General features: G+C 37.3%; 13 protein-coding genes. 6 read left to right on the forward strand and 7 right to left on the reverse strand.

Going from position 1 to position 14,355, the window contains the following annotated elements:
* Positions 1 to 217: 217 nt before the first annotated feature.
* The 7 genes from rsmG to rpmH all read right to left on the reverse strand — a co-directional run bounded on the left by rsmG (position 218) and on the right by rpmH (position 6,814).
* On the reverse strand, positions 218 to 934 hold the full coding sequence (gene rsmG, locus ACFSBH_RS02695) for a 16S rRNA (guanine(527)-N(7))-methyltransferase RsmG (protein ID WP_251512906.1): 717 nt from the start codon (positions 932 to 934) through the stop codon (positions 218 to 220).
* Positions 935 to 968: 34 nt separating this feature from the next.
* On the reverse strand, positions 969 to 2,852 hold the full coding sequence (gene mnmG, locus ACFSBH_RS02700; RefSeq protein WP_251512905.1) for a tRNA uridine-5-carboxymethylaminomethyl(34) synthesis enzyme MnmG: 1,884 nt from the start codon (positions 2,850 to 2,852) through the stop codon (positions 969 to 971).
* 91 nt (positions 2,853 to 2,943) lie between these two features.
* Complete coding sequence (gene mnmE, locus ACFSBH_RS02705; RefSeq protein WP_251512904.1) at positions 2,944 to 4,320, reverse strand: tRNA uridine-5-carboxymethylaminomethyl(34) synthesis GTPase MnmE; 1,377 nt, start codon at positions 4,318 to 4,320, stop codon at positions 2,944 to 2,946.
* A gap of 244 nt (positions 4,321 to 4,564) precedes the next feature.
* On the reverse strand, positions 4,565 to 5,179 hold the full coding sequence (jag, locus tag ACFSBH_RS02710; protein WP_251512903.1) for an RNA-binding cell elongation regulator Jag/EloR: 615 nt from the start codon (positions 5,177 to 5,179) through the stop codon (positions 4,565 to 4,567).
* On the reverse strand, positions 5,176 to 5,955 hold the full coding sequence (yidC, locus tag ACFSBH_RS02715) for a membrane protein insertase YidC (protein WP_251512902.1): 780 nt from the start codon (positions 5,953 to 5,955) through the stop codon (positions 5,176 to 5,178). The genes jag and yidC overlap by 4 nt, the downstream gene beginning before the upstream one ends.
* Before the next feature lie 83 nt (positions 5,956 to 6,038).
* On the reverse strand, positions 6,039 to 6,383 hold the full coding sequence (gene rnpA, locus ACFSBH_RS02720) for a ribonuclease P protein component (protein ID WP_251512901.1): 345 nt from the start codon (positions 6,381 to 6,383) through the stop codon (positions 6,039 to 6,041).
* Positions 6,384 to 6,679: 296 nt separating this feature from the next.
* Positions 6,680 to 6,814, reverse strand: a complete 135-nt coding sequence (gene rpmH, locus ACFSBH_RS02725; RefSeq protein WP_251512900.1) for a 50S ribosomal protein L34 — start codon at positions 6,812 to 6,814, stop codon at positions 6,680 to 6,682.
* A 696-nt stretch (positions 6,815 to 7,510) separates the two neighbouring features.
* Here rpmH and dnaA point away from each other — a divergent pair.
* From dnaA to gyrB, 6 genes are all read left to right on the forward strand, one after another.
* Entirely contained in the window at positions 7,511 to 8,857 is a 1,347-nt protein-coding gene (gene dnaA / locus ACFSBH_RS02730; RefSeq protein ID WP_251512899.1) for a chromosomal replication initiator protein DnaA, read from the forward strand.
* Between the two features lie 181 nt (positions 8,858 to 9,038).
* Entirely contained in the window at positions 9,039 to 10,175 is a 1,137-nt protein-coding gene (gene dnaN, locus ACFSBH_RS02735; RefSeq protein WP_251512898.1) for a DNA polymerase III subunit beta, read from the forward strand.
* A 355-nt stretch (positions 10,176 to 10,530) separates the two neighbouring features.
* Complete coding sequence (gene yaaA, locus ACFSBH_RS02740; RefSeq protein ID WP_251512897.1) at positions 10,531 to 10,749, forward strand: S4 domain-containing protein YaaA; 219 nt, start codon at positions 10,531 to 10,533, stop codon at positions 10,747 to 10,749.
* A gap of 4 nt (positions 10,750 to 10,753) precedes the next feature.
* Positions 10,754 to 11,884 (forward strand): DNA replication/repair protein RecF, encoded by a 1,131-nt coding sequence (gene recF / locus ACFSBH_RS02745; RefSeq protein ID WP_251512896.1) that lies wholly within the window; start codon positions 10,754 to 10,756, stop codon positions 11,882 to 11,884.
* A gap of 8 nt (positions 11,885 to 11,892) precedes the next feature.
* Positions 11,893 to 12,186 (forward strand): extracellular matrix regulator RemB, encoded by a 294-nt coding sequence (gene remB, locus ACFSBH_RS02750; protein ID WP_251512895.1) that lies wholly within the window; start codon positions 11,893 to 11,895, stop codon positions 12,184 to 12,186.
* 177 nt (positions 12,187 to 12,363) lie between these two features.
* Positions 12,364 to 14,283: a DNA topoisomerase (ATP-hydrolyzing) subunit B gene (gyrB, locus tag ACFSBH_RS02755; RefSeq protein ID WP_251512894.1), complete on the forward strand. Its 1,920-nt coding sequence runs from the start codon at positions 12,364 to 12,366 to the stop codon at positions 14,281 to 14,283.
* Positions 14,284 to 14,355 lie beyond the last annotated feature (72 nt).

A 14,355-nucleotide genomic window follows, 5' to 3' on the forward strand; every position in this document is an offset into this window, starting at 1 on the left:
TCTCTCTATCTTATAATATTCTACCATATTTACATAATAAAAGTAGCTAATTACCCAGATATTTCAGGTCGTGCAATGAAAAATAATTTATCCTTATTATATTTCTAAAAAGACAAACAAGCAATTTATAAAATCCTTGTTCCTCATTACTTTTAAAACTCTTATAGACCGCAACAAAAAAAATTGCCCGCTACATCGATAATAGCGGGCTATAACATTATTCAATAGGATTTTTGTTCGGGACACCTGGTTTTCGTGGATATTTTTTAGGTGTCTTTCTGCGTTTTCTAATCCAATAGATTGTACGTTCACTATCTTCTTGTGGAAGTGTAAAAGTTTCTTCCCCTGTTATCTCACCACCGAATAATTCAATGGCGTCTTTAGCTTTCTCTAACTCCTCTGCTGCTTGAGCACCTTTCAGAGCTATAAACATACCGTCTTTCTTTACTAAAGGCAGACATAACTCACTTAAGACTGACATTCTTGCTACAGCACGTGCTGTAACGATATCAAATGATTCTCGGAAGTTGGCGTTTTTTCCAAAGGTTTCTGCTCTATCATGATAAAAGGATACGCCATCCAAACCTAAAGCTGTTGCAAGGTGATTCAAGAATACAATCCGCTTTTGTAAGGAGTCTACGATGGTAACTTTCAAGTTTGGAAATACAATTTTTAAAGGAATACTTGGAAAACCTGCTCCTGCACCTACATCACAAACCATTAGTTCACCTGTAAGATCTTGGTGAAAAGCTGGTGTGATGGAATCATAGAAATGTTTTAAGTATACTTCGTTCTCTTCTGTGATTGCAGTAAGATTCACTTTTTCATTCCATTCCACCAAAGTCTTATAATAAGTGTCAAATTGGTTCATTTGTACATCCGTCAACTCGAACCCCTTTTCCTTTAGAGCGAGTCGAAACTGTTCTGGATTCATATAAATAGGCTCCTTTAACACATGTTCAAATCATTTAGTTAGCAACTCTTGCAATATTGCCTTGTTCAATATAAACAAGCAGGATAGAGATATCTGCTGGATTTACTCCTGAGATTCTGGATGCCTGCCCAACGGATAACGGACGAATCTTCTTCAACTTTTCTTTTGCCTCAGAAGCTAAACCATTGATTTGATCATAATCAATATCCTCAGGGACTTTCTTATCTTCCATTTTAATCATTCGCTCTACTTGTTCATTCGCTTTTTTAATGTAACCTTGATATTTAACTTGGATATAAACTTGTTCACGGGCCTCTTTATCTAGCGCTTCATTTGTTTCAATCACTTGATCAATGAAATCATAATCGATTTCCGGTCGTTTTAATAAATCATAAGCTTTAATCGCTTCTTTTAATGGAGTCGAATTAATTTCCTCCAATAAGTGGTTTACTTGATCAGGTTTGATGATAATTTTTTCAAGACGTTTTTTCTCTTCTTCTACGAGACGGATTTTTTCCACCAATTTCGTATACCGCTCTTCAGAAATGAGGCCTGCTTTATAGCCGACTTCTGTCAATCTCATGTCTGCATTATCATGACGGAGAAGTAGACGATACTCCGCACGGGAAGTTAATAAACGGTATGGCTCATTGGTCCCCTTTGTCACGAGGTCATCAATAAGAACACCGATATAGCCTTGTGAGCGATCCAAAATAATCGGTTCCTTGCCCAGTATTTTCGCTGCAGCATTAATTCCTGCCATAATTCCTTGAGCTGCTGCCTCTTCATAACCCGAAGTTCCATTGATTTGTCCAGCAGTGTAAAGACCTGAGATTTTCTTCGTCTCTAAAGTCGGCCAAAGTTGTGTTGGAGTGACTACATCGTACTCAATCGCATAACCTGGACGCATGATTTCAGCATTTTCCAAGCCTGGTATCGTTTTAATCATTTCATATTGGATATTTTCCGGTAAAGATGTAGATAAACCTTGAACATATACCTCTTCCGTATCTCTTCCTTCTGGCTCTAAGAAGATTTGGTGACGTGGTTTATCATCAAATCGAACAATTTTATCTTCAATCGATGGACAATAACGAGCACCGGTTCCTCGCTTCGCACCTGAATACATTGAAGATAATGTTAAATTATTATTAATGATACCGTGTGTTCTATCATTCGTATACGTCAACCAGCATGGAAGCTGTTCAACGAGTTCTTCTGTCGTTTCATAAGAGAAATAACGTGGATTTTCATCCCCTGGTTGAATTTCTGTTTTCGAGTAATCAATTGTATGGCTATTTACTCGAGGAGGTGTACCAGTTTTAAAACGTTTCAGTTCAAAGCCGATTTCCTCTAAGTTCTTCGACAGTTCAACAGAAACACGCTGGTTATTTGGACCACTTTCGTATTCTAGGTGACCCATTAAAATTTTCCCGCGCATAAATGTACCAGTTGTAATGATCACTGCTTTTGCATGATACTCCGCATTCGTTTCAGTGACTACCCCTTTACATACTCCATCTTCAATAATCAAGGAATTGACCATCCCTTGACGAAGGGTAAGATTTTCTTGGTTCTCTACAACCCTTTTTGCTTCTTTCATATAAACAGTTTTATCGGCCTGTGCACGCAATGCTTGTACAGCAGGTCCTTTTCTTGTATTTAACATACGCATTTGAATCGCTGATTTATCTATAATCTTGCCCATAACGCCTCCAAGTGCGTCGACTTCACGGACTACAATACCCTTTGCAGGTCCGCCGACAGAAGGATTACAAGGCATAAAAGCTAACATATCGATGTTTAGTGTTAACATAAGCGTTTTAACACCCATTTTGGCAGCAGCCACCGCCGCTTCTATTCCCGCATGCCCAGCACCAACAACGATTAAATCATAGTTTCCTGCGTTAAAGTTCATCATTTTCACCCTTTCTATGCTCAATATAGGAACTGGAGATAACCAATCCCTATATTGACAATTGAATCATTTACTAGAGCTATACACACGATTATTTTCCTAAACAGAATTGAGAAAACAGTTGATCAATGAGGCTGTCGCTCGCTGTATCCCCTATTATCTCTCCTAGAAATTCCCACGTTCTCGTAACATCTATCTGCACGATATCAAGCGGCATACCGAGTTCAATTCCATTCATTGCATCTTCAAGGGCCTGCTTCGCTTTCTTAAGCAGTTGAATATGACGAATGTTTGAAACATAAGTCAAATCCCCTGTATCGATTTCTCCTTCAAAAAACGTAGCTGCAATGGCTTTTTCCAATTCATCCACCCCTTCTTCTTCCACTAGGGATGTTGTAATGACAGGACGGCCTGCTGCAAGCTCATTTATTTCTTCAAGATTTATTTTTTGTTCTAAATCCGTCTTATTGACGATGACTATATAATCCAAACCTTCAATCGTTTCGAAGAGCTTTTTATCCTCTTCCGTCAACTCTTCATTATAATTTAAAACAAAAAGGATTAAATCCGATTCCTTAAGGACTTGACGTGAACGCTCCACACCAATTTTCTCAACAAGGTCTTCCGTTTCCCTGATTCCTGCAGTATCAACTAATCGAAGCGGCACACCACGCACATTGACGTATTCCTCGATAATATCCCGGGTTGTACCTGGAATATCAGTGACAATCGCTTTATTCTCCTGCACTAAGGTATTCATCAACGAAGACTTACCAACGTTTGGACGTCCGATGATTGCAGTTGCGATTCCTTCACGGAGTATTTTCCCCTGTTTGGCAACTTCAAGTAATTCAACGATACGTTGGTGAACCTCTCTAGTTTTTGTCCGCATCATCTCATGACTCATTTCTTCTACGTCATCATATTCCGGATAATCTATATTTACTTCTACATGTGCTACTGTTTCCAAAAGTTCTTGACGCAATTCAGTAATGAGTTTAGATAATCGACCATCCATTTGCTTCACTGCAACTGACATTGCTTTATCTGTTTTGGCTCGGATAAGGTCCATTACCGCTTCAGCTTGCGATAGATCTATTCTCCCATTAAGAAAAGCACGTTTTGTAAATTCTCCAGGCTCTGCCAGACGTGCTCCTTTTGACAAGATAATATCCAACACTCTTTTTACTGCTACCATGCCACCATGACAATTTATTTCAATGATATCTTCACGAGTAAATGTCTTCGGTGCCCGCATAACAGAAACCATTACTTCATCTGCAATGTCGTTTGTTTCGGGATCGATGATTTTTCCGTAGTTTATCGTATGTGATGGTACATCGTGAAGGTTTTTTCCTGTAAATAGTTCATTAGTGATGCTGATTGCGTCAGGTCCGCTCAAACGAACAATTGCAATTGCACCTTCACCAATCGGTGTTGAGATCGCAGTAATTGTATCTGTTGTCATTGCTACACCTCCAACTTTTATATCTTCTTCATATGTTATAATTAAAACGTCACTAACAAAAAAGAATAACATATTTTACCGTAAAAATAAAGTTATCCACACGCTTTTTCTCTATTGCATTTTAACTAGATTATCCACATGTGGATAGTATGATTTTAAAAGATACATTACTTTTGAACAAAATATTTAATCCTAATTAAACATAAAAAAATCACTCCTTAAAAAGAAAGGAGTGATTTTTTTATTAAGGTTTGATAACAATATGACGATGGGGCTCTTGTCCATCAGAATAAGTTGATACGCCACTTACATCTTGCAACGCACTATGGATTATTTTTCTTTCATAAGCTGGCATAGGTTCAAGTGCTACCTTTTTGTTGATACGTTTAGCTTTATCTGCCATTTTATGCGCGAGAGATTCGAGTGTTTCTCTGCGGCGTTCTCTGTAACCTTCTGCATCAAGAGTCACCGTATAGTACGTTCCTTTTTGTTTGTTTATTGCTAGATGAGCTAAATACTGTAAGGCATTGAGTGTTTGGCCACGTTTTCCGATGAGGATGGCAATATTCTCTCCATCCATTTCATATGTCACATGGTTTTCTTCAACGGTTGTTTTAATATCAACTTCGACATTCATTTGATTTACAACTGAACGGAGGAATTTCTCCGTTTCTTTAACCGGATCCTTCTTTTTCTTCACTCTCACAATTGCACGTTTAGCTCCGATTAAGCCGAGAATTCCTTTTTTACCTTCATCAATTATCTCGATATCAACCCGGTCCTCAGTCGTGTTTAACTGCTGTAAAGCTGATTGTACAGCTTCTTCAACTGTCGAACCGCTAGCAGTTATTTCTCTCACTTTTTGTCTCCCCCAGTATTGGTTTTCGTCATCATCGGTTTATTGATCAATAACGTTTGGAAAATCATAAAGATATTACCAGTTGCCCAGTATAGCCCTAGAGCTGCTGGGAAGAAGAACGTCATAACACCGATCATGATCGGCATCATGTAAAGCATTAAATTCATCTGCATTGCAAGTTGCGGGTTCTGTGTTGATGTATTTTGGAATGACATCATCAGTTTTTGTTGTAAGAATGTAAAACCACCAACTAAAAACGGTAAGATGTAATCCGGCGAACCAAGCTCGAACCATAAGAATTGATAATTACTAATTTCTGTCGTACGCATGATCGCGTGATACATTGCAATTAAAATTGGCATTTGGACAAAAATCGGTAGACAACCTGCTAATGGGTTAACTCCATTACGTTGGAAAAGTTCCATTGTTTCCTGTTGCAGTTTTTGTTGTGTATTCGCATCTTTGGAACTATATTTCTTTTGAAGCTCTTGAAGCTTTGGTTGAATTTCCTGCATCGCTCTTGAGCTTTTAATTTGTTTAACACTTAATGGTAAAATTGCAAGGCGAATAAGTACCGTTACAATGATAATTGAAAGACCATAACTATTATTTAAAAACACGGCTATTTTTGTAATTACCCAAGAAAGCGGGTAAACAAAGATTGTATTCCAAATTCCTTCACTCTCTGCGGTAATCGGTTCGTTAATTTCCGTACAACCAGCGAGTAGTAGAGCTAAACCGATTAGCGCAAATAGCAGTACATATTTTTTACGCAAAATTTTTCCTCCTTAGCGTCAACCTTGAAACTCTATTAGCTATTTTATCCTAATTGCAGATAAGATTCTATATTTAACTTGTTTTATTTTTTAACAAGCAATTGCTGTTTATATAGTAAATGGCTTAAGCTCTTTTTCATTTCATGAAAGCCCATACTTTTTGTCGGTTGTCTAGCAATAATAATTATATCAATGTCCGGTCTGATGTCAGATTGCATCTCATGAAAAGCTTGGCGCAAATACCGTTTAATTTGATTCCTTTTTACGGCATTACCTATTTTTTTGCCAACAGATAATCCAATCCGAAAATGTTCTTGTCCCGGTTTTTCCGCATAGTAAATAACAAGCTGCCGGTTTGCAAACGATTTTCCGTGCTTGAATATGTATTGAAATTCTTCGTTCTTTTTAATTCGATTAGCTTTTTTCATTACTTTCACCTTTACTGCTTATCGTCTATGGGATCTTTCTTGTTGGAACATTATCCCCCTGGACCAACATCCAGTTTGATTGTCCCTAACCGAACGCTTCAGCTTTTCGTATTATCTAGCTCAATTGACCAGGAACACTAAAAACTTCCTGCTCCTCCAATCGGTAAATCAACATCGGTTCGTTACTCACCGTGTTTCCTTTATCTTCTTTCACCGCAGTCCAGTTTAGTCATCCCTATACGTGCTTCAGCTTTTCGTATTTAGAATAGAAAAAAAACCACTGATTGTTCAGTGGCTTATGCTGATAGTACTTTTCTTCCTTTTTGACGACGACGAGCTAATACTTTACGACCGTTTTTAGTAGCCATACGTGCACGGAAGCCATGTACTTTTTTACGCTTACGGTTACTTGGTTGAAATGTTCTTTTCATTTATTGCACCTCCCTATGGGATCTAATATATAATATCATTTTTTAACTTATCCAGTAGACAGTCTCAATAATTATACGTAAAACTCCACCCTCCTGTCAACCCAGTTTTTTAGTCTCCACTTTATTAGAAATGAAAATTTTATAACCAATCATCCAAACTCACCTTAACTCTGTTCTATAACAGAAAATCCTGAAAGCAAGTTATCATATACTTATTCACAGTAGCACTTTTTACCGTTGTCACTTATTCGACATCTATCGACAACTTACTCACATCATAAACGGGTGTGAATATTTTTTTGTAAACAAACGGATAGTAATGTGGATAACTAAAATAAACACGTTGCATCATAAGCTTATCTTTGTTATTATTATAGTGTTTCGCTTGTGGAAAACTAATTCAGTTTAAAAATTACTCACAACCTGTGGATAGTTTTGTGGATATCAATTCACAGCTTCTTTATTAAAATTTCCACAGATTTGTGGATAGAGTTTATAAATCATGTTAAACTTGAAAGACTCCATACGTTTCATCCACAGCCTATTATGGAATTTACTTTAAACGCCTTTTCCATTCGACTGATCGAGGGAGGCTTTTTTCTGTCTTTCATTAAACATAAAGCGTGGAAAACAAATAACCCTACAATACAACACTATGTGTAATAATCATCCCATTAGAAAGGAGTGACTTCCCGTTTGGAAAATATTGATGAGCTTTGGCAAGCTGCTTTAGAAAAGATTGAAGAAAAAGTGAGTAAACCTAGTTATGATACATGGTTAAAAAATACAAAGGCTGTAGATTTAAGTAAAAATACATTAATCATTTCTGCACCTAATGAATTTGCGAGAGACTGGTTGGAAAACCAATATACAAAAGTCATCAATGAAGTAGTTGAAGAAGTAACTGGCTCAAAACTAGAAACGAAATTCATCATTCCTGATTCTTCCAAAGAGCTGGAGGAAACAAAAGAAGTTACAAAGGAAATACAACCTCAAGGAACTTACAATGACTTCCCAAAATCAATGTTAAATGAAAAATATACATTTGATACATTTGTTATCGGAGCTGGAAACCGTTTTGCTCATGCAGCTTCCCTTGCTGTAGCAGAAGCGCCTGCCAAAGCGTATAATCCCTTATTTATTTACGGGGGAGTTGGTTTAGGGAAAACACATTTAATGCATGCAATCGGCCATTATGTCAGAGAACATAACCCAGATGCCAAAGTCGCTTATGTAACTTCAGAGAAATTCACAAACGAATTCATTAATGCAATCATGGATAATAAATCGAATGCTTTCCGCAATAAATATCGAAATATAGATGTTCTATTAATAGATGATATTCAATTCATCGCCGGAAAAGAATCTACGCAGGAAGAATTTTTCCATACTTTTAATGCATTACATGAGGAAAGTAAACAGATTATTATCTCTAGTGATCGCCCTCCAAAGGAAATTCCGACATTAGAAGACAGATTGCGATCCAGATTTGAATGGGGCCTAATAACCGATATCACCCCGCCAGATCTTGAAACAAGAATTGCGATATTAAATAAAAAAGCAAAAGCGGAAGGTCTCGAAATTCCGAATGAAGTCATGCTCTATATCGCCAATCAAATCAATACAAATATTAGGGAACTCGAGGGCGCGTTGATTCGTGTTGTTGCCTATTCTTCCTTAGTAAACCAAGATATTGATGCAGCCCTGGCTGCCGAGGCTTTGAAAGATATCATTCCTAGCAATAAGCCAAAGGAAATTACAGTGGAAGGAATTCAAGAAGTAGTTTCTCGGAAATATAATATTCGCATGCAGGATTTTGCCGCGAAAAAGCGGACCAAATCAATTGCCTTCCCTAGACAAATAGCAATGTACTTATCAAGGGAGCTTACAGATTTGTCTCTTCCAAAGATTGGTGATGAATTTGGAGGAAGGGATCATACAACTGTTATACATGCTCATGAAAAAATATCAAAAATGATTGCAGATGATACAACATTTAGTCAAGAAATTGATGAATTGATCGAAACAATCAAATCGATGTGATATTTTCCTTGTGTAAACTGTTCATAACAAATTACACATATAAACATATTGTTAACATGTGTAAAACCATACTGAAAAAGATATCAAGGAACTTATCCACATATCAACAAGCACTATTACTATTATTACTATCTTTTTATAATAAATAATATATATAGAACTTCCATTAGGAGGATATTTTATGAAATTCACAATCAAACGAGATTTATTGATGGCAGCTGTACAAAATGTAATGAAAGCTATCTCATCACGAGCAGTCATCCCTATTCTTTCTGGAATGAAAATTGAAGCAAGTATACATGGAATAAAATTAACAGGAAGTGACTCTGATATTTCTATCGAATCATTTATTCCTAGTGAAGAAAATGGAAATGTGAACGTAGAAAATATTGAGCCTGGAAGCATCGTTCTTCAAGCAAAATATTTTCCAGATATTGTACGTAAACTTCCGCAAGATACCGTGGAATTTATAGTTGATGACAATCATCAAGTTCAAATCAGTTCAGGAAAAGCTGAATTCACACTTGTGGGCCAAAGTGCAGAGGAGTACCCTCACCTTCCACGAATTGAAGCGGATCAAAGTTTCGAAATGCCGATACCATTAATTAAAAATATGATTAAACAAACTGTCTTTGCTGTATCGACTATGGAAACACGTCCAATTTTAACCGGAGTGAATATGCATTTGGAAAATAATGTCCTTAACTTTACAGCAACGGACAGCCATAGATTGGCAATGCGCAAAACAACGATCGAAGCAACTGAAGTAGAGTTTCATAATGTTGTTGTCCCAGGTAAAAGTTTGAATGAATTGAGTAAAATCTTAGATGATGCAGAAGAAACAGTTGAAATCAGTGTAACGAATAACCAAATCTTATTCCGTACCAAACATTTAAGCTTCCTCTCACGCTTACTTGATGGTAATTATCCGGAAACATCTCGTTTGATTCCGGAAGAAAAGAAAACTAGTATCACTGTAAATACAAAAGAATTATTAAATACAATCGATCGTGCTTCATTACTTGCTAGAGAAGAAAGAAATAACGTGGTCAAATTAACGACAGAAGGAAATTCAGTTGTTGAAATTACAAGTAATTCACCAGAAGTTGGAAATGTCCATGAAGAAATTGTTGTGGAATCCGTTGAAGGTGAAGATTTGAAAATCTCTTTCAGCTCGAAATACATGATGGATGCATTAAAATCCATAGAGTATGATGAAATTACGATTGATTTTACTGGAGCAATGCGTCCATTCGTACTTGTTCCAAAAGAAGATGATTCCATATTGCAATTAATCCTGCCTGTAAGAACTTATTAATTTAATTTCCTGGATACACGCAAGAAAACTCTTGTCCACATGTGGATAAGAGTTTTTCTGTATTGATTATATGAAAATTAAGTTTTCCGCTGTGGATTACATCCAAAAAGAACATCAAAACTTGTTTTTTCTTTCTCATTATTTTTTTGGTCAAAGGGGAAATGGAATCTCGAATGCTGAAATAAACAAAAATAAGCCCCTGAGAGAAGTTTTTCGATACTTTTAGGGTCTTACCTTTCATAATTGCAAAAACTTTAGTAAAATAGGTTTATAGAGTTTTTATCGGTAAATACTGTTATTAAGCAGTCATGAGACAAAATAATAAAATATTTTCATTAAGAAAACTGGTGATGACATGCAAGAAGAAGTAAAAATATCGACGGAATATATTACATTAGGTCAATTTATCAAGGTTCTGAATGTACTGGAATCGGGTGGAATGGTAAAAGCATATCTACAAGAGCAAGGTGCTGTTGTTAACGGGGAGCTTGAGCATCGCCGCGGGCGCAAACTTTACCCCGGAGATACCGTTGAATTAGAAGGTAATGCCTATATCGTTGGTTCCGAGGATTAACTGCATGCATATTGAACAGTTAATCCTGACCAACTTTAGAAACTATGACGAGCTCAACATCACGTTTGACGATAAGGTGAACGTCATTATCGGCGAAAATGCTCAAGGTAAAACAAACCTCATGGAAGCAATTTATTGTTTAGCTTTCACAAAATCCCATCGTACTCCAAAAGAGAAAGAACTTATTCAATGGGACCGAGAGTATGCTAAAATAGAAGGTAGAGTAAAAAAACGAAATCAAACCGTTCCACTTGAAATGACCATCTCATCCAAAGGGAAAAAGGCAAAATTAAATCATTTAGAACAACGCAGACTAAGTGATTTTATTGGTGCACTTAATGTGGTTATGTTTGCCCCCGAGGATTTAACTTTAGTAAAAGGTCCTCCCCAAACACGTAGACGATTTATCGATATGGAGCTTGGTCAAATTCAAGCAACCTATATTTATCATTTAGCACAATATCAAAAAATATTAAAGCAACGAAATTCTCTTTTGAAACAATTACAACGCAGGGAAATTACAGATGTCACCATGCTGGAAATCCTTACCGAACAATTGATCCAACATGCTGTCATTATTCTTCATAAACGATTCCATTTTTTAAAATTATTACGGAAATGGGCAGCCCCCATCCACCACCAAATCAGCCAAGAATTGGAAGAGCTTGAAATAAAGTATGATGCGAGTATTGATGTGGATGAGCAGGACACAACGGAACAAATCATGCTGCGCTTTCAGGAAAAATTCGCAAGCATCCAAGACAAGGAAATCGATCGTGGTACAAGTTTAGCTGGCCCCCACCGTGATGATTTGATTTTTTACGTGAATGGAATCAATGTGCAAACTTATGGTTCGCAAGGTCAGCAGCGTACAACTGCTTTATCTTTGAAACTTGCAGAAATTGAATTGATTCAAAGTGAGATTGGAGAATACCCGATATTGCTATTGGATGACGTGTTAAGTGAGCTGGATGATTTTCGCCAATCCCACTTATTGAATACGATTCAAGGAAAAGTCCAGACCTTTGTTTCGACGACCAGTGTAGATGGCATACATCATGAAACACTGAACAAAGCTGAAATTTTTCGAGTCACAAAGGGAACGGTCACCACAGAGAAAACCAAAGGGGGTTGAGTCTTTACATGTTTATTGATATTGGTAATGGAAATGTCATTCAAACCTCCACCATTGTTGCTATGATCGATTATGAATTAATATCATCTTCAGGACTTTTACAAGAGATGGTGAACCAAGAAAAAGAAGAAGAAAATATCAAAGGTCCGCGGAGATATGTAAAATCCATGGTCGTTACAACAGAAGAAACCTATTTCAGCACCCTATCCATCGCAACACTGAAAAAACGCACGAGCATCAAATCAGTAATCAAACATATCGACGACTACTCGGAATATGATTCCCATCTTTATGATGTTTAATATAAATTGTTTTTATAAATATGTATGCTGATCGACTATATTAATACTCTTTAATTAGTTTCTCAAGTGAATGTAGTTTTCATGCAACAGGACAAGAATGGACATACAGATGGAAGAGAAAGCTAATTTGTTTATCGAGAATGATTCTTTAATAAAAGAAATGAGTGTGAAAGAAATATGGAAGAAAAAGTAACAAACAACCAATCCTATGATGCGGAACAAATACAGGTTCTTGAGGGCTTGGAGGCTGTACGGAAACGTCCAGGAATGTACATCGGTTCAACGAGTGGAAAAGGTCTTCACCATCTTGTCTGGGAAATTGTCGATAACAGTATTGACGAAGCCTTAGCTGGATACTGTGACCATATCCAAGTCATCATTGAAGAAGACAATAGTATCACCGTAAGAGATAATGGGCGGGGAATTCCTGTTGGTATTCAAAAGAAAACAGGTCGTCCTGCGGTAGAAGTCATCATGACAGTCCTCCATGCCGGTGGAAAATTCGGTGGTGGCGGATATAAAGTTTCAGGTGGACTACATGGGGTTGGGGCATCGGTCGTTAACGCCTTATCATCTCAACTTGATGTAAAAGTGCATCTCGATGAAAAAATCCACTACATCGCATTTGAACGTGGAAAAGTAGTGGATGAACTTCAAGTGATCGGTGAAACAGACCGCCAAGGAACAGAAATTCACTTCAAACCAGATCCAGAAATTTTCACTGAAACTACCGTATATGATTTTGACATATTGGAACAGCGTATTAGAGAGCTGGCATTTTTAAATAAAGGCTTGACGATTACGTTGGAAGATAAACGAGATGACCGAGAACCTATCAGTTATTATTACGAAGGTGGGATTAAATCCTACGTAGAATATATTAACCAAAATAAAGAAGTGCTTCATGAGCCGTTTTATGCCCAAGGAAGCAATCAAGGTATTGAAGTCGAAGTATCGATTCAATACAATGATGGATTTGCTTCGAATTTATATTCCTTCGCGAACAATATCCATACGTACGAAGGCGGTACTCATGAAGTCGGTTTTCGTACAGCATTGACTCGTGTCGTTAATGAATATGCACGTAAAAGCAATATTTTAAAAGATAATGATGATAATTTAACGGGTGATGACGTCCGTGAAGGTATGACAGCAATCGTTTCTGTAAAACACCCAGACCCGCAATTTGAGGGTCAAACGAAAACCAAATTAGGAAACAGTGAGGTCCGTACCGTTACGGATCAAATATTCAGTGAAGCTTTTCAAAAATTTCTACTGGAAAATCCAAGTATCGGAAGAACGATTGTAGATAAAGGGATGATGGCATCCCGTGCTCGTGTTGCAGCGAAAAAAGCAAGAGAACTGACGAGAAGAAAAGGTGCGTTGGAAATCTCCAACCTTCCTGGTAAGCTTGCGGATTGTTCTTCTAAAGATGCTGCTATCAGTGAGCTATACATCGTTGAAGGTAACTCTGCCGGTGGTTCTGCAAAAGCTGGAAGGGACAGACATTTCCAAGCAATTTTGCCGCTTCGAGGTAAAATATTAAACGTTGAAAAGGCAAGGCTTGACCGCATTCTCTCCAATGCTGAAATCCGTTCGATGATTACAGCGATTGGTACTGGAATCGGTGAAGATTTTAATATAGAAAATGCGCGCTACCATAAAATCATCATTATGACAGATGCGGATGTTGATGGTGCCCATATTCGTACATTATTGCTCACGTTCTTCTTCCGTTACATGCGACCGCTTATTGACAATGGTTATATTTATATCGCACAACCGCCGCTTTACCAAATCAAACAAGGTAAATCGTTGCAATATGTGTATAGTGATGAGGAATTGCAACAGGCTCTTTCTAATATGTCGGACACACCAAAGCCAGCGATTCAGCGTTATAAAGGGCTTGGTGAAATGGATGCGGAACAACTTTGGGATACGACGATGGACCCGGAAACCCGGACATTGCTTCAAGTCCAGTTAACTGATGCCATCGAAGCGGATCAAGTATTTGATATGCTGATGGGAGATAAAGTTGAACCACGTCGTAACTATATTGAAGAAAATGCAAGATACGTACAAAACTTAGATATTTAGTTCTAAATATCGTTGAATATGAGATTGTATGTTTTGAAAAACAAATTTTAATTTATTTGTAAATGAGGAGCG

It is taken from the genome of Oceanobacillus luteolus (assembly GCF_042678205.1).
GTDB lineage: Bacteria > Bacillota > Bacilli > Bacillales > Amphibacillaceae > Oceanobacillus > Oceanobacillus luteolus.

What these genes read in the sequence shown, in the direction of transcription:
- rsmG (WP_251512906.1), bottom strand. Translation starts at nt 934, where the DNA reads ATGAATCCAGAACAGTTTCGACTCGCTCTAAAGGAAAAGGGGTTCGAG.
- mnmG (WP_251512905.1), bottom strand. Translation starts at nt 2,852, where the DNA reads ATGAACTTTAACGCAGGAAACTATGATTTAATCGTTGTTGGTGCTGGG.
- mnmE (WP_251512904.1), bottom strand. Translation starts at nt 4,320, where the DNA reads ATGACAACAGATACAATTACTGCGATCTCAACACCGATTGGTGAAGGT.
- rnpA (WP_251512901.1), bottom strand. Translation starts at nt 6,383, where the DNA reads ATGAAAAAAGCTAATCGAATTAAAAAGAACGAAGAATTTCAATACATA.
- rpmH (WP_251512900.1), bottom strand. Translation starts at nt 6,814, where the DNA reads ATGAAAAGAACATTTCAACCAAGTAACCGTAAGCGTAAAAAAGTACAT.
- dnaN (WP_251512898.1), top strand. Translation starts at nt 9,039, where the DNA reads ATGAAATTCACAATCAAACGAGATTTATTGATGGCAGCTGTACAAAAT.
- yaaA (WP_251512897.1), top strand. Translation starts at nt 10,531, where the DNA reads ATGCAAGAAGAAGTAAAAATATCGACGGAATATATTACATTAGGTCAA.
- recF (WP_251512896.1), top strand. Translation starts at nt 10,754, where the DNA reads ATGCATATTGAACAGTTAATCCTGACCAACTTTAGAAACTATGACGAG.
- remB (WP_251512895.1), top strand. Translation starts at nt 11,893, where the DNA reads ATGTTTATTGATATTGGTAATGGAAATGTCATTCAAACCTCCACCATT.
- gyrB (WP_251512894.1), top strand. Translation starts at nt 12,364, where the DNA reads ATGGAAGAAAAAGTAACAAACAACCAATCCTATGATGCGGAACAAATA.